The 23,755-nt window shown below is 60.7% G+C and carries 19 protein-coding genes; 3 read left to right on the top strand and 16 right to left on the bottom strand.

The window, feature by feature from the left end; translation table 11 throughout:
* Positions 1-18 precede the first annotated feature (18 nt).
* Positions 19-2,532: a DUF1631 domain-containing protein gene (locus R5R33_RS03170; protein WP_318954611.1), complete on the bottom strand. Its 2,514-nt coding sequence runs from the start codon at positions 2,530-2,532 to the stop codon at positions 19-21.
* 482 nt (positions 2,533-3,014) lie between these two features.
* Positions 3,015-5,288, bottom strand: coding sequence for a DUF1631 domain-containing protein (locus R5R33_RS03175; protein ID WP_318954612.1), 2,274 nt, complete (start codon positions 5,286-5,288; stop codon positions 3,015-3,017).
* A 411-nt stretch (positions 5,289-5,699) separates the two neighbouring features.
* Here R5R33_RS03175 and nadC point away from each other — a divergent pair, with 411 nt between their 5' ends.
* Positions 5,700-6,557 carry a carboxylating nicotinate-nucleotide diphosphorylase gene (nadC, locus tag R5R33_RS03180; RefSeq protein ID WP_318954613.1) on the top strand — a complete coding sequence of 286 codons (858 nt, stop codon included), beginning with the start codon at positions 5,700-5,702 and terminating at the stop codon, positions 6,555-6,557.
* A 22-nt stretch (positions 6,558-6,579) separates the two neighbouring features.
* Here the strand turns inward: nadC and R5R33_RS03185 are convergent, their stop codons facing one another.
* The 14 genes from R5R33_RS03185 to R5R33_RS03250 all read right to left on the bottom strand — a co-directional run bounded on the left by R5R33_RS03185 (position 6,580) and on the right by R5R33_RS03250 (position 21,588).
* On the bottom strand, positions 6,580-7,665 hold the full coding sequence (locus R5R33_RS03185) for a glycosyltransferase family 2 protein (protein WP_318954614.1): 1,086 nt from the start codon (positions 7,663-7,665) through the stop codon (positions 6,580-6,582).
* Positions 7,653-8,081 (bottom strand): GtrA family protein, encoded by a 429-nt coding sequence (locus R5R33_RS03190; protein WP_318954615.1) that lies wholly within the window; start codon positions 8,079-8,081, stop codon positions 7,653-7,655. Before R5R33_RS03190 ends, R5R33_RS03185 begins: the two co-directional genes overlap by 13 nt.
* Complete coding sequence (locus tag R5R33_RS03195; RefSeq protein ID WP_318954616.1) at positions 8,068-9,486, bottom strand: glycosyltransferase family 39 protein; 1,419 nt, start codon at positions 9,484-9,486, stop codon at positions 8,068-8,070. Before R5R33_RS03195 ends, R5R33_RS03190 begins: the two co-directional genes overlap by 14 nt.
* 2 nt (positions 9,487-9,488) lie before the next feature.
* Positions 9,489-10,901 (bottom strand): isoprenylcysteine carboxylmethyltransferase family protein, encoded by a 1,413-nt coding sequence (locus tag R5R33_RS03200; RefSeq protein WP_318954617.1) that lies wholly within the window; start codon positions 10,899-10,901, stop codon positions 9,489-9,491.
* A gap of 169 nt (positions 10,902-11,070) precedes the next feature.
* Positions 11,071-12,012: a sulfite exporter TauE/SafE family protein gene (locus R5R33_RS03205; protein ID WP_318954618.1), complete on the bottom strand. Its 942-nt coding sequence runs from the start codon at positions 12,010-12,012 to the stop codon at positions 11,071-11,073.
* Positions 12,012-12,242, bottom strand: a complete 231-nt coding sequence (ccoS, locus tag R5R33_RS03210; protein WP_318954619.1) for a cbb3-type cytochrome oxidase assembly protein CcoS — start codon at positions 12,240-12,242, stop codon at positions 12,012-12,014. The genes R5R33_RS03205 and ccoS overlap by 1 nt, the downstream gene beginning before the upstream one ends.
* A gap of 57 nt (positions 12,243-12,299) precedes the next feature.
* Positions 12,300-14,810 (bottom strand): heavy metal translocating P-type ATPase, encoded by a 2,511-nt coding sequence (locus R5R33_RS03215; protein ID WP_318954620.1) that lies wholly within the window; start codon positions 14,808-14,810, stop codon positions 12,300-12,302.
* 4 nt (positions 14,811-14,814) lie between these two features.
* Entirely contained in the window at positions 14,815-15,372 is a 558-nt protein-coding gene (locus R5R33_RS03220; RefSeq protein ID WP_318954621.1) for a FixH family protein, read from the bottom strand.
* Positions 15,373-15,422: 50 nt separating this feature from the next.
* Entirely contained in the window at positions 15,423-16,838 is a 1,416-nt protein-coding gene (gene ccoG, locus R5R33_RS03225; protein ID WP_318954622.1) for a cytochrome c oxidase accessory protein CcoG, read from the bottom strand.
* Between the two features lie 150 nt (positions 16,839-16,988).
* Positions 16,989-17,897 (bottom strand): cytochrome-c oxidase, cbb3-type subunit III, encoded by a 909-nt coding sequence (gene ccoP / locus R5R33_RS03230; RefSeq protein WP_318954623.1) that lies wholly within the window; start codon positions 17,895-17,897, stop codon positions 16,989-16,991.
* Positions 17,894-18,118, bottom strand: coding sequence for a cbb3-type cytochrome oxidase subunit 3 (locus tag R5R33_RS03235; protein ID WP_318954624.1), 225 nt, complete (start codon positions 18,116-18,118; stop codon positions 17,894-17,896). Before R5R33_RS03235 ends, ccoP begins: the two co-directional genes overlap by 4 nt.
* A 13-nt stretch (positions 18,119-18,131) precedes the next feature.
* Complete coding sequence (ccoO, locus tag R5R33_RS03240; RefSeq protein WP_318954625.1) at positions 18,132-18,749, bottom strand: cytochrome-c oxidase, cbb3-type subunit II; 618 nt, start codon at positions 18,747-18,749, stop codon at positions 18,132-18,134.
* A 12-nt stretch (positions 18,750-18,761) separates the two neighbouring features.
* A complete protein-coding gene (gene ccoN, locus R5R33_RS03245) occupies positions 18,762-20,222 on the bottom strand; it encodes a cytochrome-c oxidase, cbb3-type subunit I (RefSeq protein ID WP_318954626.1) in 1,461 nt (486 codons plus the stop codon).
* A 145-nt stretch (positions 20,223-20,367) separates the two neighbouring features.
* Entirely contained in the window at positions 20,368-21,588 is a 1,221-nt protein-coding gene (locus R5R33_RS03250) for an argininosuccinate synthase (protein WP_318954627.1), read from the bottom strand.
* A gap of 357 nt (positions 21,589-21,945) precedes the next feature.
* Here R5R33_RS03250 and pyrC point away from each other — a divergent pair, with 357 nt between their 5' ends.
* Complete coding sequence (pyrC, locus tag R5R33_RS03255; RefSeq protein ID WP_318954628.1) at positions 21,946-22,983, top strand: dihydroorotase; 1,038 nt, start codon at positions 21,946-21,948, stop codon at positions 22,981-22,983.
* 45 nt (positions 22,984-23,028) lie between these two features.
* The gene (gene rnt, locus R5R33_RS03260; RefSeq protein WP_318954629.1) at positions 23,029-23,706 is read left to right on the top strand and encodes a ribonuclease T; all 678 of its coding nucleotides are present in this window, start codon (positions 23,029-23,031) and stop codon (positions 23,704-23,706) included.
* Positions 23,707-23,755 lie beyond the last annotated feature (49 nt).

The following is a 23,755-nucleotide window of genomic DNA, read 5'->3' on the forward strand; positions in this document are numbered from 1 at the left end:
AAGCGCCGCGGTCTGGCATCAGACGCTGATCGCCAGCTTGCTTTCACCGCAACTGCCTACCACATGCTGCAGTGCGCGCTCAAACAGCGGCCCCTGCTCCAGCGGCAGTAACTCCTCGTCGCGCAACGCGTGGGCGAGCTCCAGACGGGAGTAAACGCCCACCTTGGCGCCCTGGCGATTGACGAACATAAACTGATCCAGATCGCTGATGATGGCCGCGAGACGGCAGCGCATCGGCAGTTTTTCCGGCTGCCGCAGCAGGAACCAGCTGTCCTTGAGGTGGTAGGTCTGCTGCCAGTGGTCGTCGCTCTGCGGCAGCGCCTTCAGGTCGACGGGTTTGACGGCACTGGCCTGAGTGACCACCTGCTGGATTTCCTCTACTTCCGGCAGCGCCTTCTGCGTCGGCGGCAGTTCACGCGCTTCGTCGAGTACCACATCCGCGGCGCCCACGACTTCCTGCAGCGGTGGTGCGGACATCACCTCGTCGGCCACCGGAATCGACAGCACGCTGTCCGCCTCCCGCCGCAATTCCTGCACCAGCCGCTCGCGAATACGGCGCTCGCGCTCCGATTCCACACGCTCTCCGAGTTTCTGCCGCTCCCGGTACAGCGCCTCAAGGCCGCCGAGCAGCCGCTGGCAATCAGCACCACTCAGTGACAGCGATTGCGCGCCGTCTTGCAGCCGCTTTTTCAGATCCGGCAGCAACTGGCGCATCTTGGCACTGCTCTCCGGCATCGGTGCCACCACGCTCCAGATGAGGTCGCGGGCGGTCAACACATGCTGGCGCCAGGAACCGCTGTCGGTTCCCTCTTTCAGGCAGGTGCGGAACAGCACACTGCTCCACACCCGGTTCAGCCACTCGTGCACAATTTTTGGCAGTTTGCGCTCTGCGGTAAGTGCTTCGAAGACCGCCGCCACCCGCGCCTTGGCCGCCTCTACCCGGGCCGTACCCTGGGCTTCATCGATGGTGCGCCGCTCCATGACCGCGGCGCGCTTGCGCTCACGCTGTGAAAATTCGCGGAAGGATTCCAGCAGGCGCAGGAAGATCTGCTCATCCTGGTCGTACTCTGCCAGCACGCCGTCGACAATCGCGGATATTTCACGATACAGCGGGTCGTTGCGGTAGTCTTCTCCCGGCTGCCAACCGATCGCGGCATCCGCCAGTTCGTTCAGCAGACGCCGCGCCGGGTGCCCGCCCTTGCTGAAAAAGGCCTTGTCCGCCACCGCCAGTTTAAGCATGGGCAGCTGCAGGCGAATCAACTGGACCTTGATGGGTTCCGCCAGATTGCGGTCCTCGAGCATGAACGAGAACAGCATGTCCACCAGGCGGATAACTTCGCTATCCAGCTCCTGCAGCGACGCACTCTGCTTGCTGGCAATCAGATGTTGCTGCAACAACTCAGTGACATTGACCAGGTGACCGGTGGCACCGGATTGCACCGGCAGAGCCATCTGGAATTGCCCGAGATGCTGTAGCAGCGTCGGCGTCGCCATCGGCGCAGCGCCGGAGCCGAACGGCATCAGCCCCGGGGCATAACTACCATTGCCGGTACCTGCACCCCCATCGACTGCGCCGCCATAACCCATTTCGGGGTAACCTGGCGCGGCGTATCCGGAAGCACCCGGCGCCATCCCGGCAGCAGAGAGACCGGTGGGCGCCATGCCTTCCGTGCCCTGCGGCCCTGCTGGCAATTGACCGAGGGCTTGCATGCCGGCATCCGCCACTGCGCCAGGAGGCATTGGCGGGCGGCGCTGGGGACGGGCCTGCTGGCGAGACTGGCGGCGCAGCGGGTCATCGATCGTGGGGAGCACGCCCTGCTCAATCAACAGGCGGTTGCACGCCTCATACAATTCGCCCAGGCGATTGACCAGCTGCAACTCAAACTTCTTGAATACGGTCATGCGCGCACGCAGCGAAATTTCCACGTCTTCCAGTGCATCGGCAAAGGCGGCGCAGATGGCAGCCGGGCCGAGGGGCATATTCTCGTCGTAGATTTTGCTTGGCAGCAGCGTGTCCAGACGCAGTGACAGCGCCGCAATGGATTCCGCGTGATCCCGCCTTACGTTCGCCACCATGGTGCGAATGGCAACCTGCTGTTCCAAGTCGTCATTGTTGAGCAGTGACAGGGATTTCAGGGTGCCGGAGGAGTTGAGCTCAGCGTCTTCGCCGGGGTTGTCGTTGCGCGGGGAATGGAATCGCTCCTCTATACCATCGCAGAAACCATCCAGCAGGTTGCTGTGCTCCACGCGAATGGCACGAATTGCCCCGAACAGGCGATCCTGCTCATCCTGTTGGTGGGCTTTTTCCGCCATGGTAAACAGTGAATCATCCACCTGGGCGAGAACCTCTTCCGCCCGGGCCTGCAACCACTGTATGGCTTTCTGATTGACTAGGTTCACATTCTTCGACAATTGTCGCGGTGCGGAATGACGGGAGCCACCACGGGTTTTACCGTAGCCGCCGAAATCTCTCTTGTCTCCATTCGGAGCACCGCCAGTGATGACAAACAGTTCTTTATTGTTTCTTTCCATATCGTCCATGCTCACCCCAGTTGCCCTCCTGGCAATGGTTTTGAGTGTACCGACCGCAGGGGCCTTTACGGCATCCCCAAACCCTGCGAAGGGCGAATGTTTTACAACATATCGGGCAAATAAATCAGGTTTAAAAACCACATCAATGGCCCAGTGCCGGCGAGACGGCGCAACAATCAACGCAACCGATCACCTTACTAGTTGGCACTAGTTACCAATAAAAATGGAACTTTCGCTCAATATCCTGCAAACATAAACGACACGCAAGTCCCAAAGAGGACCATTATTAGACAATTGGCTTGTATAAAGTTGGATTTTGAACACTAGACAGGAAAGTCAAGCGAAAGATGTATTAAAAGGCGACGAATATTCGATATTCGCCGCCATCCAAACACTTCGCCTGACTTAAAACGACGGCTTTATGACAGCGCCGCCGGAATGGTTTACGACCCGCACCGAGCCTGGGCACTACGCGCTTCAGATCAGTGCATTTCTCCACGGGATTTGCGCACGGTACCGATCACGGACTGCAGTGCCCGCTCAAACAGCATGCCGTCATCCAGCGGCATCAACTGCGCAGCCCGCAGTGCCTGCGCCAGCTCCATGCGGGTGAATTCCGCCACCTTGGCGCCGTTGCGATTGACGAAGATGAACTGGTCGATATCTTTGATCACAGCCGCCAAGCGACAGCGAAACTGCTCCTCGTCACCGCGCTTCAACTCGAACCAGCTGCCCTGGGCCAGGCGGAATGTCTGCTGCCAGTGAGGATCACTCTCTGACAACTCCTCGGCTTCCGCCTTTTGTCCCTTACGTTCGACTTCGGCAACCACCTGCTCGAGCTCTTCCATCTGCGGAAGCTCGACGACCTTTTCCACGTCCACGACCACCGCGCTGTGCGAAGCCACGCGAACTTCCTCACGCACCTCATCGCGCACCTGTTCACGCACTTCATCACGCTCTTCCTGGGCCTTGCGGCTGCGCTCTTCGACGATACGCTGTGCCAGCGCGAAGCGCTCGCGGTAAACCTCTTTGAGGCCCGCAAACATGCGCCGCGCATCAAAGGAATTGAGCGACACCGCTTCCACCCCCGCCTTCAGCCGCTCCTGTAGCGCTGGCAGCAAACCCAGCAACTGCTTGCGACCGTCTGGCATCGGTGCGTGCACACTCCACACAAGATCCCTGGCGGTACGCACGTCGCGAGTCCAGCTCTCGCTGTCGGTGCCCTCCTTGATACAACTGAGGAACAGCATGTTGGCCCAGACTTTTTCCAGCCACTCGCTAACCACGGGCGGCAGTTCCCGCTCCGCCACCAGCGCATCCATGACCGCCGCAACCCGCGCACGGGCAGCCTGGGTCTTGGCGCGACCATCGGCCTCGTCGACGATGCGCTGCTCCAGCTTCTGCGCACGCTTGCGCTCGCGCTCGATGAACTCCCGGAAGGACTCCACAAGCACGGAAAAGATATTGATGTCCTGATCGAACTCCGCCAGTACCTGCGCGACCACTTCGCTGACTTTTTTGAACAGTGGATCCGATTCGTACTTGTCTTTTGCCTGCCAGCCGGTGCTGGCATCCGCCAGCTCGTTCAGCAGCTTGCGCGCCGGATGCCCGCCCTTGCTGAAAAAGGACTTGTCGGCAATCGCCACCTTGAGCAGTGGCAATTGCAGGCGCCCCAACTGGGTTTTGATCGGTTCGGCGAGGTTGCGGTCTTCAAGAATGAACGAAAACAGCATCTCCACCAGTTTGATGATGTCGCTGTCGACCTTGGTCAGCGCCGCCGCCTGGCGCACATCCACCAGGCGCTCCTGCAGCAGGCTGTTGATATTCAGCAGCTGGATTCCGCCGTCGCTGTAACTGCCCGGCAGGTGGCTCTGCAGCGCACCGAGGTGAGACAGCAGGTCCTGAGCCGCCATCGGTGCAATGCCCGAATTCATCGGCAGCAGGCCGTACCCGGCGGCCGTTACCGTGGCTCCCATGCCCGCTGAGCCCACAGGCTGTTGACCCGGCTCCTGCCCCGCCTGCGGCGCTGGGCCGCGCGCAGAAGAACGCTGTTGCTGGCGCGCGACGCGACGCTGCTGTTTGAGCGAAGGCAATACCCCGTGCTCCACAAACAGGTCATTGCACTGTTCGTAAACAGTTCCCAGATTGGCCATAACAATCTGCTCGAACTTCTTCAGCAGGGTCAGGCGGGCACGGATATGCAGGTTCAGCGGGCGCGACGCCTCGACAAACGCATCGCAGATGGCGTCGGGGCCAATAGGATTGTTCTTGTCGTAAATTTTGACGGACAACAGGGTGTTGAGGCGCAGAGAAATTTCCGCGAGCGGCTCGGCAAAATCCCGCTTGGCGTTGGCAACCATGGTATCGACTGCCACCAGCTGCTCGAGGTCGTCGTTATGAACCAATGACAGGCTATCGGCGGAGTAGAGATCATTGGCTTCATCGGAGGATTCGCGCACCAGAAAGGCGCGCGCCACATTGTCCGCAAACCGCTCCACCACCTTGCGCCGCTCTACGCGCAACAGTCGCAGAGCCTGAAACAGGCCGTCCTGCTCCTCCTGGCCGTGGGCCTTCTCCGCCATAGCGAAGAGCGAGTCGTCCACCTTGGCAAAAACCAGTTTGGCCTGCTCGGCAAACAGTTCTCTGGCCTTGTCACGCACGGCGGCTACCGGCACCGGAAGGCTGGCGCCTCTTTTGCTCTCGCGCTGCTCCCGTTGTAAACCCTGGATGGATACTACGTTATCGGAGTCTTTCATTGCCAATCAGCCTCGGCCAGCGGCCCCGTCGGGCAGCCGGGTAGTGCAACCGCAGCGGGCCTGGGAAACCCTCCGCGAACCTGTTGTTATGTTGTGTCGCCGGTGTTGCCGCTCTTGCAACCGCCAGAAAACTGCGGCTGGTAAGGTTACAGGAGAGCGGAACAACAGCGTGGTATGACCAAAAATGGTCGACGGTCGATTCTACGGAGTTACGCGCCAATAGCACAACAGCCTCATAATTGACACGGATGTTTTTGCGACAGTGGTCACAGCGCCATAGGCACAAGGCCGCAGACAGGATGGCCATGGAAGCGACCATTTACCTTCAGACCCACACTGTGAATTTGCTAGTATTGCCAGCCACAATATCCGGCCACGTTTCACGCCGGGCCCAATTTACCGAGGTTCCCCATGACACCTGCCGACGCCGCCATCCCCAACCTGCAGCAGGATATCCAGCGCGCCGTAAAAAATGCACTGGCGGAGGACATAGGCGATGGTGACATCACCGCACAACTGATTCCGGCGGACCGCCAGGCGCGCGCGCGGGTGATTACCCGTGAGGACTGCGTCTTCTGCGGCAAAGCCTGGGTTGATGAAGTGTTTCGCCAGCTGGACCCGGAGCTGCAAGTGCTCTGGCAAGTGGCAGACGGAGACAGGGTCACGGCGGACAGCACCCTGTTTGAACTGCGCGGCAACGCGCGCTCGATACTCACCGGCGAGCGCTGCGCGCTCAACTTTGTACAGACGCTCTCTGGCACCGCCACGACGGCATCGGAGTATGCGGCCCTCGCAGAGGGCTCTGAAATTCGTATTCTCGATACCCGCAAAACCATCCCGGGCCTGCGCACCGCGCAGAAATACGCGGTGCTCTGCGGCGGCTGCCACAACCATCGCATCGGCCTTTACGACGCCTTCCTGATCAAGGAAAACCACATCGCCGCTGCGGGTGGCATCGACAAGGCGGTCAGTCAGGCGCACCAGATCAAACCCGGGGCACTGGTAGAAGTGGAAGTGGAAAGTCTGCAGGAGCTGCAGCAGGCGCTCGACGCCGGCGCCGATGTGATCATGCTCGACGAGTTCACCGATGAGATGACTGCGGAAGCGCTGAAACTCGCCCGCGGCCGCGCAAAAATCGAAATTTCCGGCAGCGTAAACGAGGCGCGCCTGAAGCAGCTGTCCGGGCTGGCCGTGGATTACATTTCCTCCGGCAGCCTGACCAAGCACCTGCGTGCCATCGACCTGTCGCTGCGATTGCTGTCTGAATAACCGGGAAAGTGGAACCCGCCTATCAACGGCCAGGCGGGTTGGCCAGCGCTTCGTCGCGGGCCAACCCGCCCGGGTAGCGCGCCTGCGGATACCCCGGCATTAAACTGCCCGCCTCCGGACCTACCACCGGCTCGGCGCCGACCACCTCACGCAAATGGAACCGAGGTCGGCGCTTCACTTCTTCGTAGATCTTCCCCAGGTACTCGCCGATCACTCCCAGGCAGAGCAGCTGTACACTGCCGATAAACAGCACCGGCACCATAATCGACGCCCAGCCTGGCACCACAGAATTGGAAAAGAGCTTCACGAACAACACCCAGACAATCAGCCCCAGCGCCAGGCCACCGGAGACCAACCCGAGCAGGGTTATGGCCCTGAGCGGTGCAATGGAAAATGCCGTTACCCCCTTCCACGCCAGCGACAACATCCGCCGCAGCGGATATTTGCTCTCCCCTGCCAGACGCGGCCTGCGGGAATAAAACACGCTGGTGGAGCGGAAACCGAGCTCGCGCACCATGCCGCGCAGAAACAGGTTGGTTTCCGGATACTCGAGCAGGGTGTCCACCGCGCGCCGCGACATCAGGCGGAAATCCGCGTGGTTGAATACCAGATCCACACCGAGGCTCCGCATCACCCGGTAATAGCCCTCGGCGGTCATACGCTTGAACCAGGTGTCCGAATCCCGCTCCTCACGCACCCCGAACACCACCTCAAACCCGGCGCAACAGGCATCCACCATCGCAGCGATATTTTCCGGCCCGTCCTGCAGGTCCGCATCGATACTCACCACCATATCTTCCCGGGTCTGCGAGAGACCGGCGTACAGCGCGTTCTGGTGACCGCGGTTGCGAGACAGCGCCACGGCCACAATGCCATTGTTTTCTCTGGCGAGCTTTTCCAGCAGCGGCCAGGTGGCATCGCGACTGCCGTCGTCCACGAAATAGATTTTGGAGGCCGCCGCGATACGCCCGCTGGCCTCCAGTTCCGACAGTGCCGCCAGTAATTCCGCGGCGGTATCCGCAATCACCGCCTCCTCGTTGTAACAGGGGACGACAATGGCCAGGGATGGCGCCAGCAAGTGTGCCGCAGGTTCAGTTACGGATTCCATTGAGGCTCCCGGTAGATCCAGTATTGATGCAGGATAAAGTTGCCAACCAACGTGACCAGTGTGGCAATCAGCTGCGCCAGCAGGTAGGGCAACAGCGGCAGCGCCAGGGAAAAACACAGGGTATTGGTAGCAAGCCCGAGCGCGGCCACCACAACAAACTTCGGCAGGGCCTGCCAGTGGCGTGAACCGCCTCCAAACGTGAGATGGAAGTTCAACAGATAGTTGAAGACAGCGGCAAGGCCAAAAGCCAGCGCTGAGGAAACCACCTCCCCCACCGCCGCCAGCTCAACCAGTGCCACCAGCAGCAGATACTGGACAGCGGTCGCCACGCCGCCCACCGCGGCAAAACGCACGGCCCTGCCGAGCAACTGTTCACAGCGGCGAGGCGAAGTGGTGCAGTGATCAGACCGCGGCATTGTCTTTTTCCCGCCGCGTTTCAGGCTCGGGCACAGTGACCGCCACAGGCTCCGGCCCTGCTGTCGCCGTCAACACGCCGGCATTCGCCAACGACACCTCGTCTTCGCCTTCACTGTCGCGCCGCGCGCGACGGCGAAGGACACCGGCCAGCAGCACGGCCTGGGTGAGCAACAGCCCCTCCGCAGGTTTGCGGTAGCGCCCTTCGTTGACCGCGATGGGCAACAGCCCCTGGACCAGAATCCAGGTCGCAATGAGCGCCGCAAACAGGCGCGCGCTCCGCAAACGGCGCCAGTAAAGCGCGGTGCCCAGCATCAGTAACAGGGTCAACGGCGCCCACAGCCAGCGACTCTGGTGATTCACACTTTCCAGCCAGCGCGCGCGGTTGTTGTCCGGCCAGGAGGAACCGAAAAACAGGTAGATCAGGTTTTCCCCGGTCAGCGTCAGGTAACGCTCCAGTGTCCACGGATATCTGGCCAGCGCACGGGTCCAGTCTTCGCTGCCATTTTCGATACGGATACGCGCATGCACCTGGCCTTCGCGGGAGGTGGTCCAGTCACTGAGTGGCGCCAGCGGCTTTTCGCCGGTAGAGGGGGAGCCGAACCAGTAGTTCCAGTGCGCGCCCTGGCGGCTGTAGTGCACATGGATTTCGCGCTTGCCGGAGCGCAGGTACAGCGCCACCAGCTGGCCGATGCCATGGGGCGAAACCATATGCATAGCCGCATAGCTGCGGTAGGCGAGCGGCCCCATCAGCAAACCGAGCAGCACTAGGCTGTACCCGGCCTTGGCCAGCTTCTGCGGCTGCCACAGCCACAGCCAGGTAGTAACGACCGCCGCCAGCGGGATGGCGATGCCGCGGGTCAACCCAGCCAATGTCCACAACACCACCATCAACAGGAAGCTCGCCAGGGTCTGCTTGCGCCGGCAGCGCCAGCTGGCGTAGAGCGCCGCCCCCAACAGCGGCAGCAGCAATGTCTCCTGCATGAAATAGCTGTAGATCGCGATCCACGACGGCAACAGCGACAGCGCAGCCCACACCGCAGTCGCCTGCAGGCGCCCCGGCAGCAGCTCGCGGGCAAAGCGATACCAGATCCACGGCGTCAGGCACGCGAGCAGCGCGGTGAAGAAAGCAACCAGCAGCGGCTCACCCAGGGTAAGTTTTGCCAGTATCCCCACATACACCTGGTACATCACCGGGTCTGTGAGGGTCATCGGGTCCCGCCGCAAGGTCTCGGTGCCCTGCTCCCAGTGCCGCTGGGGGTCACTCCAGATGTGGTCCATCGGGTTGTAGGTGAAAACCTGGTCCACCCGCAGCCAGATCCCCAACGCGATCAGCAGGTAGAGCGCGGCATAGGCCCACCAGCGGCGATCGATCCGGCGCATACCCGGCGGTACCATTTCCCACATACTCAATAACCACCTGCGCCCGCGGTGGCATTGCCGGTTACCAGTGGTGCCGGTGGCGGCACATCCGCCCCCCGGTAAAACAGGCGACCGTTACCGAAGCGCAGCGCCGGGAACCAGCGGCCGAGGAAGGCAAACAGCCCCCGCTCGCCGATGTAGTTGGCGTAAGCCACATAGGTGGGGTCCCAGGAGAGGTGGCGTTCTTCGGTACGTGCACGCATGAAGTAAATGAAGTTCACCACCAGCAACAGCAGTGAATGCCGCAGGGCCTCCGGCACACTGGAACTCACCATGAACGGCATGGAGATCATCCACCAAGAGAGGTTCTTGCTGATGTATGCCGGGTGCTTGGTGTAGCGATAGGGTCCGTTGGTGAGAATGCCGCGGTGGGTCAGGTTGGAAAAGCGGATCCCGAAGGGGATGCTCGCCCACACGTAAATGGCAATCAGCAGCAGGATCGTCGAGCCCCAGATGCCATACGCCAGCGGGGTATTCCACAACCAGTAGCCCCAGGCCGGCGCTTCGTCGTATTTGAGATAAGTTCCTGAGAACAGGCTCCAGAACGGCTGATAGCCGATCAGCGCCACACCCCAGCCGAGAAAACTGGGCTCTGCGGTGCGGATATGCGAATCGAACAGGCGCAGGGTGCACACATACCCCGCGGTGACAAACAGCAGGTCGATGTAGAACAGGAAGTTGAAGGTGAAATCAAACACCGCCTTGAAACTGTCCAGCAGACGGGAGAAATCGAATGCCAGCAGCGTACCCAGGTTGTTGCCCATATACACGAACATCAGCGGCAGGAAGAACAGCTTCACCAGCCAGCCCAGATACAGCTGGCCCACCGCCTTGCCGGAGATTCCCGTGCGCGTACCCAGCAGCCAGCTGCCCAGCTGCCAGTAGCTGTCTTTGGGCTCGGCCATGGCGCCGTCGAGCAGGTAGAAATACGGCACCGCGAGCAGCAGCCACCAGGGCAGCACAGCGCGCACCACCGAGAAATAGTTGTGGTAAAACGAACCGTGATATTCGGGCAGCAGCCAGTACACAAAGGCCACCGAGCCCACCGCGAGATAGAAGCCCAGCAGTTTCACCGCCGTGCGACGCAGGCTGTAATTCCTGCGCCCGAAATCCAGTCCCGCCGAGGGGTTGCGATAGGGTTTGAGGAAAAACCACTCGAGTACAATGATGGGCAGGGCCAGCGCCAGTGCCACGATCACCAGGGCGTGGGTTTTCACGTTCAGATCCTGACCGTAGGCCCGCAGCCATAACACCGCCCCCAGCGAGACCGCCAGCGCGAGCAAATTGATCCATATACGGGTGGGCGAATCGGGGCAGTCTGGCGCCACCGCAGCTTCCGATGCCGATTTCCTGTGCGCGACGCTGTTTGCGCCGCCTGCTTTGTTTTTTATTTTTTTCATAGCCAATCCAACTGTCACTTCGCGAACTCTGGCGACGGCAAGCGCGACCTCAGTGATGGCCAGCAAAAGTGGTCAGGCCAGAAATTGCCGTGGCGCCAGTGTACCCGCAACCCCCGAAATCTGCCACGCCGCCAAAGCGGCGATGGGGCTCATGCAGCGATGGCGAGAATCAGTCCCCAGAATCGTCGCCGAAGTCCTCGCCCGCGGTCTGGTCGTCATGGTGATGGTGATGGTGGTGGTGCGCGCCGGGGTGGGCATCCTCCGTCCGTCCCTGTTCTGGAGTGGGATTGACCGCCGGATCCTGATGCGTTGAAGAATGTTCGATCGTGGCTTGCGGAGCGGAAGCGTGATCGTGCACCCCATCATGGGCAGGCGCATGAGTCTGGTGAGCGCTGTGATCCCCATGGGCACCTTGTCCGCTGTGGGCACCCTGCCCGCTGTGGGCGCCGTGGCCCAGCGCGCCCCAGATGGTCCAGATACCGAACAGCAGTACCAGCGCCGCCATAAACAGGCGCACACCTGGCCGGCGCACAATCTCCCGCAGGCGCGTGGCCGCAAAACCAGTGGCGAGTACCGCCGGCAAGGTACCGATCCCGAAGGCGAGCATGGCAAGCGCCGCCTGCCCACCACTGCCCTGGGCCAGTGCAAACGTGAGCGCGCTGTATACAAGCCCGCAGGGCAACCACCCCCACAGGGCCCCGAGTGCCAGCGCTTGGGATGTGGATTTGACCGGCAACAATTTGCGCGACAGCGGTTGTACGCCCCGCCACAGCACGGCACCGCCGCGCTCGAGCCAGGTCAGGCCCCGCCACCAGTCCGCCAGATACAGGGCCATGGCAATCAACATCAATCCCGCCAGCAAGCGCAGCGGTGCCAGGCTACTGGCGATGTCCGTCGCCACATAGGCCCCCAACAGGCCGACAAGTAACCCCATCAGGGTATAACTGGCCACGCGGCCGGTGGAATAGCCGAGCAGGCGCGGCCAGGCGGCCTTCTGCCCCGGCACCGCGAGCCCGAGGGCACCGGAGATACCGCCGCACATACCGATACAGTGACTGCTACCCAGAAAGCCGATGGCCAGGGCCGCGCCGAGGCTGCTCCATTCAGGCATCAATTTTGCTCCCGCGACGGGCCTTGTGGGGAGGGCGCAGACTCGGTGTCATCTTCCTGTGCGGGGATATCCTTGCCGGATGTCCGCGGCGCGTCATCGTCAAACAGGATGCGCCGGCCCTCGGTCTCCAGGTCGTCATACTGACCGCTGTTGACCGCCCAGAAGAACAGCTTTACCGCAACGGCGATAAAGATAATGACAATGGGGACCAGCAGAAAAATACTGTCCACGATATACCTCAAACGATTTCAGTAGCGGCCTCGGCAATTACCCGAGGCCCCGGGCCATCAAAGCGCCGGCTGCCAACGGGACAGGCGCAGGGCGTTGACCACCACGATCAGGGAACTCAGCGACATACCGATCGCCGCCGCCCACGGCGGTACCAGGCCGAGGAACGCCAGTGGCAGCGCCACCAGGTTGTAGAGAATGGCCCAGGCCAGATTCTGGCGAATAATTGTGCGGCACTTGCGCGCCAAAGCAAAGGCCCGGGGCAGTGCGCGCAGGTCCCCCTGCAGCAGGATGGCGTCGGCTCGCGATTGCGCCAGATCCGCTGCCGACATCATCGCCACCGACACATCCGCACCGGACAGCACCGGCACATCATTGATGCCGTCACCCACCATCAGCAACCGCTCACCGCCCGCCTGCAACGATTGCAGACGGGCCAGTTTCTGCTCCGGCGAGGCACCTGCGCGAAAAGTTTCGATGCCGGTAAGCTCCGCCAGGCGCGGAACCTCCGCAGACTGGTCGCCGCTCAGCAGTTCCGCCGAGAGCCCCTCATCCTGCAGCTGCGCGACCGATGTCGCCGCGCTCTCGCGCACTTCATCGCCGAGCCCCAGCCAGGCCAAGGGCCCAACAGTATCTCCCAACAGCAGCCACTGCCCTGGCTGCGATGGCACCTGCAGCGGCGATGTGGCACCGGCAAAGCCTTCCTGCACAAAGTCGGCACGCCCGAGACGGTAGTTCAAGCCACTGCAGATACCGGACACCCCGCGACCGGTGACCGAGCGCAGCTCCCGCGCACTGCGCTTTCCGATCCACGGTTGGAAAGCGCGCGCCAACGGGTGGCTGCTGTGGGCCTCCAGCGCGGCAGCAATTTCGCGCACGTCGGTGTCGCTCACACCGGTGCGCAGCGGCACAATCGCCCGCAACCGCGGCTGCCCCTCGGTGAGGGTTCCGGTCTTGTCAAAAATCACCCGGGTGAGGGTTGGCAGCGTTTCCAGCACATGCCCCCGTGCGACCAGGAGCCCCAGCTGCTGCAAGCGCAGGGTTGCCGCGGCCAGCGCCGCCGGCGTCGCCAGGGACAGCGCACAGGGGCAGGTCACCACCAGCACCGACAGCGCAATCCAGAAGGCCCGCTCCGGTGCCTGCTGCCACCAGAACACGAAAGCCGCGACAGCAATTAACAGCACCGCCGCGATAAAGCGCCCGGCGAGGCGATCCGCCAGTGCCACCTGCGCAGGCTTGTCCAGCTGCGCCCGCTCCACCAGCTTTTCGATTGCCGAGAGCCTCGTACTCTTGCCCGCGGCCGTCACCTCCACAGTCAGTGAAGAGTCACTGTTTACACTGCCGGCATAGACCGAGCTGCCAACCACCTTCTGCTGCAGTGCGGACTCGCCGGTGAGTATGGACTCATCAACCCCGCTGGCCCCGTCAGTCACCACGCCGTCGACCGGAATCGTATCCCCCGCCCGCAGCAGTATGCGTTCACCAACCTTCAGCGCCGTTACCGGCACAGATTTGATCACCGCGCCATCGCCCTCAACACACAGCCGCTGTGCCGCCAGCGGCAGCAACTGGGCCAGGCCGCCGCTGGCCAGTCCCGCGCGGTGTCGCGCGCGCATTTCCACCGCGCGCCCCAGCAGCAGGAAGAAGGTGAACATGGAAATCGATTCGAAATACACCTCACCGGTTGCAAACACCGTGGCATATACACTGGCGCCGTACGCGAGACCGATGGCCAGGGATACCGGCACATCCATCACCAGCTGGCCGCTGCGCAGCGCCCGCCAGGCGGCGGCAAAGAAGGGTTGTGCGGCATAGCACACCACCGGCGTCGCCACGATCAGCGACACCCAGCGGAAGAACTGCTCGAACTCGCGCTCGATGCCCTTGCTGGCACCAAAGTACAGGGCAATGGCAAACATCATCACCTGCATGGTACCGAGTCCCGCCACCCCCAGGCGGCGCATGGCCGCGCGCCGCTCCTGCAGGATCAGCCGCTCGCTGTTGGCGGCGGTGGCGGGCGCGGGGCGGTAACCGATGGTGGCGAGGGCGGCAAACAACCGGCTGACCGGGATCTGCGCCGGATCAAACACGACCTGGGCGCGGTGGGTGCTGGCGTTGACCGAAACCCGCTCCACGCCGGGAATGCCCAGCAGGTGCTTTTCGATCAGCCACACACAGGCGGCGCAGGTGATGCCACTGACCAGCAGGCTGGAAACCTTCAGTGCCCCCACCTGCCCTGTCCGGCCAGGCGGTTCAAAATCGCGTACGAATTCGCCCTGTACTTCCGGCAGATCGTAAGCACTCCAGCGGTCACTTTGTGCGGCCGATTCCGGGCGCTGGCTGCTCTGTTCGCGGAAACGGTAGAAGTTGTCTAGGCCACCGGCGACGATCGCGCCAGCGACCGCTTCGCATCCGGGGCAGCACATGGGTCTGCGTGCCCCGTCAATCTGGACGAAGTAATTGCTGCCCTCGGCCACCGGCAGACCGCAGTGATAGCAGTCAGCAGAGGTTGCCAATGTCTCTGGACGGGAGGGTGTGGCGGTAGAAGCCGTGGCAGAAGATCCTGTCATGGGCTTACTGCACGGCGGGTTTCAGGGGCACTCCGTTGCCGAGGTCAAAATTGATTTCCCCTTTGAGCCGCCACTGGGCATTGCGGAACTCTTCCGGATTCATTTCCGGACTCACCTGCACATACCAGCGATGCTGTAGTGGCGCATGCACCTGCCCGCGATAGCGGCCAATCGACACCTGCTCCAGCACGACGTGATCGTCCAGATCCGCCTCTACCGGGTGGCTCAGGGACAGCAGCAATTTTTCCGGGTAATCGATATCGCCGCGCAGGTCCAGGGTGACCACCTTGTCTTCCGGTGAAAACAGCAGCACACCGGCCAGATTCAACTCCCGGGCATGCTGATCCTGCTCCGCACTGTAGTGATACAGACGGCTCTCCTTGTAATAGGTGTCGCTCACCACATCGTCGCTGTGGCGCACGGCGATCGAGACCATGACGAAGGAAGTTATCACTACCAATATCAGCGGTGCCATCACCATCCAGAACCATGGCTCGCGATACCAGGGAGCCGGCGCGTCGGTATTGTTGTTGGCGGTCTGCTGCACTTTTCGTTTAACCATCAAAATTTGTTTCTGTAGGATGGCAACTGCGCTCGGCAGCTGCCCCGGGGTCATTTGGGCCCGATAAACACCGTCTGGTGGCGGTCTTCAAGCTCGGGAGCATCCTTGGCCTGGATCACGATCTCGATATCGTGCTTGGTTTTCTTCAGCTGCTGTTGCGGCACACTGACGCGGATGGGCACGGAGTATACCTCACCGGGGTTTACCACAATCCCCTGCTGCATCCTTAGTGAATAGTCGTAACCCTCTCTGCCCTCGATATGAATGCTGAATTCATGGGGCTTCTGGTCCATATTGTTGATTTTGACCGTGTAGACATTCTGCACCAGTCCCTGGGAAACCCGGTACATACGCGCACCGCGATCCCGCAATACCTCCGCCTGCACAGGACTTCTCGTTGACACCGCGTAGGCAAACGCGCCGATCATCAGCAGCAAAACCAGGCCGTACCCAAACAGGCGCGGGCGCGCGAAATTTGTCTTGCCTGTTTCCAGCTCGTCTTCCGAGGTAAAACGGATCAGACCGCGGGGATATTCCATCTTGTCCATGACGCTGTTGCAGGCGTCCACACACAGACCGCAGTTGATGCACTCGTACTGCATGCCGTCGCGGATATCGATATCCACCGGGCACACCTGTACACACCAGAAACAGTCGATACAGTCGCCCATGCCCTGGGCCTTGTAGTCGATGTTTTTCTTGCGCGGACCGCGGGCTTCCCCACGACGGGCATCGTAATAGACCGCCAGGGTGTCCTTGTCGTACATCACCGACTGGAAGCGGGCATAGGGGCACATGTACTTGCACACCTGCTCGCGCATAAAGCCCGCGTTCATATAAGTGGCGAAAGTAAAGAACGCAACCCAGAACACACCCTGCGGATGGGCGCTGAAGGTGGCGAGATCCACCACCAGGTCGCGGATGCCGTAAAAGTACCCGACGAATGCCAGTGCGGTGGCGAGGGAGATAAGTAGCCAGATGAGATGGGTGCCGCTCTTGCGCAGAACCTTCTCCGCATTCCATGGGGAAGCATCCAGCTTCATGCGCTTGCTGCGATCCCCTTCGCACACCCGCTCTGCCCAGATAAACATCAGCGTCCACACCGTTTGCGGACAGGTGAACCCGCACCAGACACGACCGAGCCAGGTGGTCACTGCAAACAGCGCAAACGCGGAAATGATCAGCAGCCAGGCGAGAAGGAATCCATCCTGGGGGCCGAAGGTGGTCCACAAGATGTGGAACTGGCGCGCCGGGAGATCAAAGTGAACCGCCTGGTGCCCATCGATGTTGATCCAGGGGATAAAGAAAAATGCCAGTAACAACGGAAGACCCGTGTACTTGCGAATGCGGGTGTAGACGCCACGGATATGGCGAATATACACCTTGTCTTCAGACTCATAGAGCATGCGATAGCGGACTTCGCCGTCGCCGTCCTGCTCTTCCCGTGTAGGTATTCTGTCGCTCACAAAACCTCACTCCCCGAATTTTCCGGATCGGGACATCGCTGCAGTTAGATGCAATGAGGCTTGTTATTCTTCCCTGCGGTGCCCTTCCCTGTGAGACGAGTGGCGGCTGAACCGCCACGCGTCCAATCAATCAGCTCGCTCAATCCGAGCTTACTGCTGAACCTCATCCTGGCGAGACAGACTGTAGACATAGGCCGCCACCAGACGGATTTTGTCCTCGCGCAGTTTTTCTTTCTGGGCCGGCATAACGTTGCTGCGACCGCCGCGAATGGTGTGCTGGATCTCTTCGCGAGTGCTGCCGTAAAGCCAGATATTGTCGGTCAGGTTTGGCGCACCCAATGCCTGGTTGCCCTTGCCGTCCATACCGTGACACGCCATACACACAGTGCCGAAGATCTTCTTGCCCTTCTCTGCCATGGCGGCGTCATGCTCGAGACCATTCATCGCCAATACATACTCTGCTGCATCCCTGACACCGGCCTCACCGATCACAGGACCTTGCGGCGGCATCATGCCCTGACGGCCGTTATGCAGGGTCTCCAGGATTTTTTCCGGTGTACCGCCGTACAGCCAGTCGCTGTCGGTCAGGTTCGGGAAACCGTAGTTGCCGCCACCATCGGCGCCGTGACACACCGCGCAGTTGTTGGCAAAAATCCGCGCACCCATTTTGAGGGCTTCCGGACTTTCGGCAATTTTCTCGATCGGCATGTCCACATATTGACCGAACGTTTCCTTGAACTGTGCCTGTGCCTTGGCCTGGTCCGCCTTCAGCGCGCCTACGGAACTCCAGCCGCCGACACCCTTGAAGTTACCCATGCCCGGGTAGATCACCAGATAAATGGCGGAAAACACCAGCGTCAGTACGAACAACAGGAACCACCACTTGGGCAGCGGGTTATCGTACTCCTCGATGCCATCGTAAACGTGGCCGGTTGTGCGGTTTTCCGGGTCGTCCTGGTCATTTACCGCCACCTTGCGGTTTGCGAAAAGAACCCAAGTTACCAATCCGAGATTGGCGAGGGTGAGCACAATTACCCAAACACTCCAAAATGTACTCATTTGTCCTGCCCCTGTTCCTGTTTCTTACCGACCTCGTCGCCGGTGCTGGTTTCGCGCGTTTGCGCGGCCTTGTCAGAAGTTTGTTCTTCGTCTGCGAATGGCAGCTTGGCATCCTCCTCAAAGCGCTTTCTGCGCTTCGGGGAAAAGGCCCACCAGCAGACGGCCAGGAACGCTACCGCCCCTAGCACCACTGATATCTGCCGCAGAATATTGATATCCACTGCTCGCCCTCGCTTAGCGCTTCTGCTGCACCAGCGTACCCAGCTGCTGCAGGTAGACCACCAGCGCGTCAATCTCGGTCACACGACCGCCGACAAACGGCTTGGCGGCACTGGCAATGTCTTCGTCGGTATAGGGAACACCCACGGTGCGCAGCGCGCGCATCTTGGCCGCGGTGTGATCCCCGGTTACCACATTGTCAAACAACCACGGGTAAGACGGCATGATGGATTCCGGCACTACGTTGCGCGGATTGTAGAGGTGTGCACGGTGCCACTCGTCAGAGTAGCGACCACCCACACGCGCCAGATCCGGACCGGTACGCTTGGAGCCCCAAAGGAAGGGGTGCTCGTATACGTGTTCCTGCGCCATGGAATAGTGACCATAGCGCTCCACTTCCGCACGCAGCGGGCGCACCATCTGGGTGTGGCACACATGGCAGCCTTCGCGGATATAGATATCGCGACCTTCCAGCGCCACCGGACCCAGCGGCTTCAGGCCGGCGATGGGTTCACGGTTGTTCTCGACGAAGAACTGGGGAACGATCTCCACCAGCGCGCCAAAGCTGATCGCAATGACGGTGAGGATGATCATCAGGCCGATATTCTTTTCTACGATGTCATGATTCTTCACGATCGATTCCCCTTAAACACTCTTCGCAACCGGCAGGTTTTCGTCGTCACGCACTTCGCCTTCTTTCGGCTCATCGGTGATGGTGCGGAAGACGTTGTAAGCCATCAGAAGCATGCCGGTCACAAAGAAAGTACCGCCCAGCCAGCGGACGATATAGCCCGGATGACTTGCGATCACACTTTCCACGAAGCTGTAGGTCAGGGTGCCGTCGGCGTTGAATGCACGCCACATCAGGCCCTGGGTAATACCGTTCACCCACATCGCGGCGATGTACAGCACGGTGCCCACGGTAGCCAGCCAGAAGTGCGCATTGATCAGGCTCACGCTGTACATCTGGCGACGGTTCCACAGCACCGGAACCAGGTGATACAGGGCGCCGATGGAGATCATCGCGACCCAGCCGAGTGCGCCGGAGTGCACGTGGCCCACGGTCCAGTCGGTGTTGTGGGACAGCGCGTTCACGGTCTTGATGGACATCATCGGGCCTTCGAAGGTAGACATACCGTAGAAGGACAGGGAAACCACCAGGAAGCGCAGGGTCGGGTCGGTGCGCAGTTTGTGCCAGGCACCGGACAGGGTCATGATGCCGTTGATCATGCCACCCCAGGACGGCGCCAGCAGGATCACGGACATGATCATCGCCAGGCTCTGGGTCCAGTCCGGCAGTGCGGAGTAATGCAGGTGGTGACCACCAGCCCATACGTAAATGGAGATCAGCGCCCAGAAGTGCACGATGGACAGCTGGTAGGAGTAAACCGGGCGACCCGCCTGCTTCGGCACGAAGTAGTACATGATGCCGAGGAAGGCTGCGGTCAGGAAGAAGCCCACCGCATTGTGGCCGTACCACCACTGGATCATCGCATCGGTGGTGCCCGCGTAGGCGGAATAGGATTTCAGCGCACTCACCGGAATCGCGATGCTATTGACGATATGCAGGGCGGCCACGGTGATGATGAACGCACCGAAGAACCAGTTGGCCACATAGATGTGGGAGGTGCGGCGCTTCATGATGGTGCCGAAGAACACGATGGCGTAGGCGACCCACACCAGCGCGATCAGGATATCAATCGGCCACTCCAGCTCCGCGTATTCTTTACTGGAGGTGTAACCCAGTGGCAGCGTGATCGCGGCGGCGACGATAACCACCTGCCAGCCCCAGAACGTGAATGGAATCAGCCAGCCGCCCCAGAGACGGGTCTGGCAGGTACGCTGAACAACGTAGTAGGAAGTGGCGAACAGTACGCTACCGCCAAACGCGAAAATTACCGCGTTGGTATGCAGCGGACGCAGGCGCCCGAAGTGCGTAAAGGGCTGCCAGATATCATTCAGCGCAGGCCATGCCAGCTGTGCGGCGATGAGTACGCCGACACCCATTCCAACAATACCCCAGACCACCGACATGATGGTGAACTGGCGCACAATGTTGTAGTCATAGTCCGGCAACTTGCCGGCCTCTGCCACTGTTGTCGTCATTGTGTAACTTCCGTTGCTTTTAGAGATTCGTTTCCGTCAAGCGCGAGTGATATCCGCCATTAAAGTAGCGGCTGTTCCCTTCACGGTAGACCGGGGGGGCGCAGAAACGACGATTTAAACGCTTCAATCGTCGTTTCTGACTGATTTAGATCAAGTCTCTGCCTTTACCTGCCGCAATTCGCAGGCGCAGGGCGTTCAACTTGATAAATCCTTCGGCGTCTTTCTGGTTGTAGGCGCCAGCATCGTCCTCGAAGGTGGCGATGCGCTCATCAAATAGACTGTCGGCGGAGCGGCGCCCTACGGCACTCACGCTGCCCTTGTAGAGTTTCAGGCGCACTTCGCCGTTGACCACCGCCTGGGACTCGTCGATCGCCGCCTGCAGCATGCGGCGCTCGGGGGACCACCAGTAGCCGTTGTAAATCAGCTTCGCGTAACGCGGCATCAGCTCATCTTTCAGGTGTGCCACTTCACGATCCAGGGTGATGGATTCGATGGCGCGATGCGCCTTCATCAGGATGGTGCCGCCGGGGGTTTCGTAGCAGCCGCGGGACTTCATGCCCACGTAGCGGTTTTCCACGATATCCAGACGGCCGATGCCGTTGGCTCCGCCCAGCTTGTTCAATTTCTCCAGCAGGGTCGCCGGGCTCATGCGCTCGCCGTCGATGGCAACGGGATCGCCCTTTTCAAATGCCAGGGTGATATAGGTGGGCTGGTCTGGCGCAGCTTCCGGGCTGACACTCCAGCGCCACATGTCTTCTTCGGCCTCAGCCCACGGTTCTTCGAGCACGCCACCTTCATAGGAGATGTGCAGCAGGTTGGCGTCCATGGAGTAAGGGGACTTTTTCTTCTTGTTGGAAAAGTCCACCGGAATCTTGTGTTGCTCACAGTACTGCATGAGCTTCTCGCGCGAGGTCAGATCCCACTCGCGCCAGGGAGCGATCACCTTGATGCCAGGTTTCAGCGCGTAGGCGCCGAGCTCGAAGCGCACCTGGTCGTTACCCTTACCGGTCGCGCCGTGGGAGATGGTATCGGCACCGGTTTCGTTGGCGATCTCGATGAGTCGCTTGGCAATCAGCGGACGGGCAATGGAGGTACCCAGCAGGTACTCCCCTTCATAGATGGTATTGGCGCGAAACATCGGGAACACGAAATCGCGCACGAACTCTTCGCGCAGATCGTCGATGTAGATCTCTTTCACGCCCAGGGCCTGAGCCTTGGCACGCGCTGGCTCGACCTCTTCACCCTGACCGATGTCGGCGGTAAAGGTAACAACCTCACAACCATAGGTATCCTGAAGCCAGCGTACGATCACCGAAGTGTCGAGCCCGCCAGAATACGCCAGTACCACCTTGTCGATCTTGCTCATTACTATCCTCTGTATAGTGGGCCCGTACACTCGGGCAAAGCCGTCACCAACAGGCGCAGCACATCCTGAACGGGCGCCAGCCACCTGTGAAATGTCTCGATCTGGGGAGATTCTTTTTGGATATGTGCCCAGGAAGTGCGGATTGGCCGCCCTTTTTTCGGGGCGGGATTGTAGCGCCTAGATTGGCCCACGACTAGCACCCGACAGAGAGTCGGCAGATTACACAGGAAGCAAACAGCAGCTCCTGTTTACTTTATATTCAATCTGTCGAGCGATGAGGCAATTACCGCAGTTTTCGCAATTTATTGGCGCTTCAGGTAGCATCGGCGCCGCGATCAATCCGGGAGGAATTATTCGGTGGACTCCAGACAACAAATTACCCTGCGCGCGCCTGATGACTGGCACATTCACCTGCGGGATGGCGCCGCCCTCGCGCGCACGGTTGGCGATGCCGCCCGGCAATTCCGCCGCGCCATCATCATGCCGAATCTGGTTCCACCGGTGGTCAATGCCGAAGACGCGCTGGCCTACAAGGCCCGCATCGAAGACGCAGTGCCCGCGGGAAATGTATTTACCCCGCTGATGGTTATCTACCTGACGGACAAGACCACGCCCAAAATCGTACAGCAGGCCCACGCCGCCGGTGTCGTCGCCGCCAAACTGTACCCGGCCGGCGCCACCACCAACTCCGATTCTGGCGTTACCGATATCACCAACATCTATCCTGCGCTGGAAGCCATGCAGTCCTGCGGCATGAAGCTGCTGCTGCACGGAGAGGTCACCACCAGCGATATCGATATCTTCGATCGCGAGCGTGTGTTTATTGAGAATATTCTCGGCCGCGTGGTAGAGGACTTCCCGAGCCTCAAAATCGTGCTCGAGCACATTACCACCGCCCATGCGGCGGAATTTGTGGCAAATGCCCGCACAGGGGTTGCCGCAACCATTACCGCACACCACTTGCTGTACAATCGCAATCACATGCTGGTGGGCGGAATTCGCCCCCACTATTACTGCCTGCCAATCCTGAAGCGCAGCATCCATCAGGACGCGCTGATTGAAGCGGCGACCAGCGGCAGCCCGAAGTTCTTCCTCGGTACCGATTCCGCCCCGCACGCCCAGGGCAAAAAGGAAGCCGCCTGTGGCTGCGCCGGTTGCTACACCGCGTTCAGTGCCATTGAACTGTATGCGGAGGCCTTCGAGCGCGCGGGCAAACTGGACAAACTGGAAGGTTTCGCCAGCGAATTCGGTCCCGATTTTTACGAATTGCCGCGCAACAGTGACACCATTACCCTGGTGCGCGAGCCGTGGACTCTGCCCAGCGGGCTGCCGATGGGTGCGGACGCGCTAATTCCGCTGGCCGCGGGTGAAACGCTTAACTGGCGACTGCTCTGACAGCAGCCGCGCCAACCCACGAAAGATGAAGTACCAGGAAACCCCGTGACCCCAGCAGAAGCTCCCACCGGCCCCAAATCCCTCTTGGCTCAGCGATTCCGCGGTTTCCTGCCGGTCGTGCTGGATCTCGAGACCGCGGGATTCAATGCCCGCACGGATGCCCTGCTGGAGGTTTCCGCGGTCATCCTGAATATGGATGAGGACGGCACCCTCTACCCGGAGGAGACCCACAGCTTCCATATCGAACCTTTCGAGGGTGCGAACATCGAGCAGTCGGCGCTCGACTTCATCGGTGTTGACCTCGAGTCACCAGAGCGCGATGCCTGGCCAGAGGAGATTGCACTGCCGGAGCTGTTCCGCCAGATTCGTCGCGCGATCAAGAGTCACAGCTGCACCCGCGCCATCATGGTGGCGCACAACGCGCATTTCGATCTCGGCTTCATCAACGCCGCCGTCAACCGCTGCGGACTGAAGCGCAACCCGTTCCACCCCTTCTCCTGTATGGATACCGCCACGCTTTCCGGTCTCGCCTACGGGCAGACGGTGTTGGCGAAGGCCTGCCAGACTGCCGGGATCGCCTTCGACAACAGTGCCGCACACTCCGCCGAATACGATGCGGAAAAAACCGCTGAACTGTTCTGCGGTATCGTCAATCGCTGGCGCGACCTGGGTGGCTGGCCGCTGTTGGCGCAACCGGAAGACGACATCCCCGCGGACGAATAATCCGAGCTGCGGCCCGGGTTAATACCTTGGTCGCATGTTCACTGCTACC

Source organism: Microbulbifer pacificus (assembly GCF_033723955.1).
GTDB classification, from domain to species: domain Bacteria; phylum Pseudomonadota; class Gammaproteobacteria; order Pseudomonadales; family Cellvibrionaceae; genus Microbulbifer; species Microbulbifer pacificus.

What these genes read in the sequence shown, in the direction of transcription:
- R5R33_RS03170 (WP_318954611.1), bottom strand. Translation starts at nt 2,532, where the DNA reads ATGGAAAGAAACAATAAAGAACTGTTTGTCATCACTGGCGGTGCTCCG.
- R5R33_RS03175 (WP_318954612.1), bottom strand. Translation starts at nt 5,288, where the DNA reads ATGAAAGACTCCGATAACGTAGTATCCATCCAGGGTTTACAACGGGAG.
- nadC (WP_318954613.1), top strand. Translation starts at nt 5,700, where the DNA reads ATGACACCTGCCGACGCCGCCATCCCCAACCTGCAGCAGGATATCCAG.
- R5R33_RS03185 (WP_318954614.1), bottom strand. Translation starts at nt 7,665, where the DNA reads ATGGAATCCGTAACTGAACCTGCGGCACACTTGCTGGCGCCATCCCTG.
- R5R33_RS03190 (WP_318954615.1), bottom strand. Translation starts at nt 8,081, where the DNA reads ATGCCGCGGTCTGATCACTGCACCACTTCGCCTCGCCGCTGTGAACAG.
- R5R33_RS03195 (WP_318954616.1), bottom strand. Translation starts at nt 9,486, where the DNA reads ATGTGGGAAATGGTACCGCCGGGTATGCGCCGGATCGATCGCCGCTGG.
- R5R33_RS03200 (WP_318954617.1), bottom strand. Translation starts at nt 10,901, where the DNA reads ATGAAAAAAATAAAAAACAAAGCAGGCGGCGCAAACAGCGTCGCGCAC.
- R5R33_RS03205 (WP_318954618.1), bottom strand. Translation starts at nt 12,012, where the DNA reads ATGCCTGAATGGAGCAGCCTCGGCGCGGCCCTGGCCATCGGCTTTCTG.
- R5R33_RS03215 (WP_318954620.1), bottom strand. Translation starts at nt 14,810, where the DNA reads ATGACAGGATCTTCTGCCACGGCTTCTACCGCCACACCCTCCCGTCCA.
- R5R33_RS03220 (WP_318954621.1), bottom strand. Translation starts at nt 15,372, where the DNA reads ATGGTTAAACGAAAAGTGCAGCAGACCGCCAACAACAATACCGACGCG.
- ccoP (WP_318954623.1), bottom strand. Translation starts at nt 17,897, where the DNA reads ATGAGTACATTTTGGAGTGTTTGGGTAATTGTGCTCACCCTCGCCAAT.
- ccoN (WP_318954626.1), bottom strand. Translation starts at nt 20,222, where the DNA reads ATGACGACAACAGTGGCAGAGGCCGGCAAGTTGCCGGACTATGACTAC.
- R5R33_RS03250 (WP_318954627.1), bottom strand. Translation starts at nt 21,588, where the DNA reads ATGAGCAAGATCGACAAGGTGGTACTGGCGTATTCTGGCGGGCTCGAC.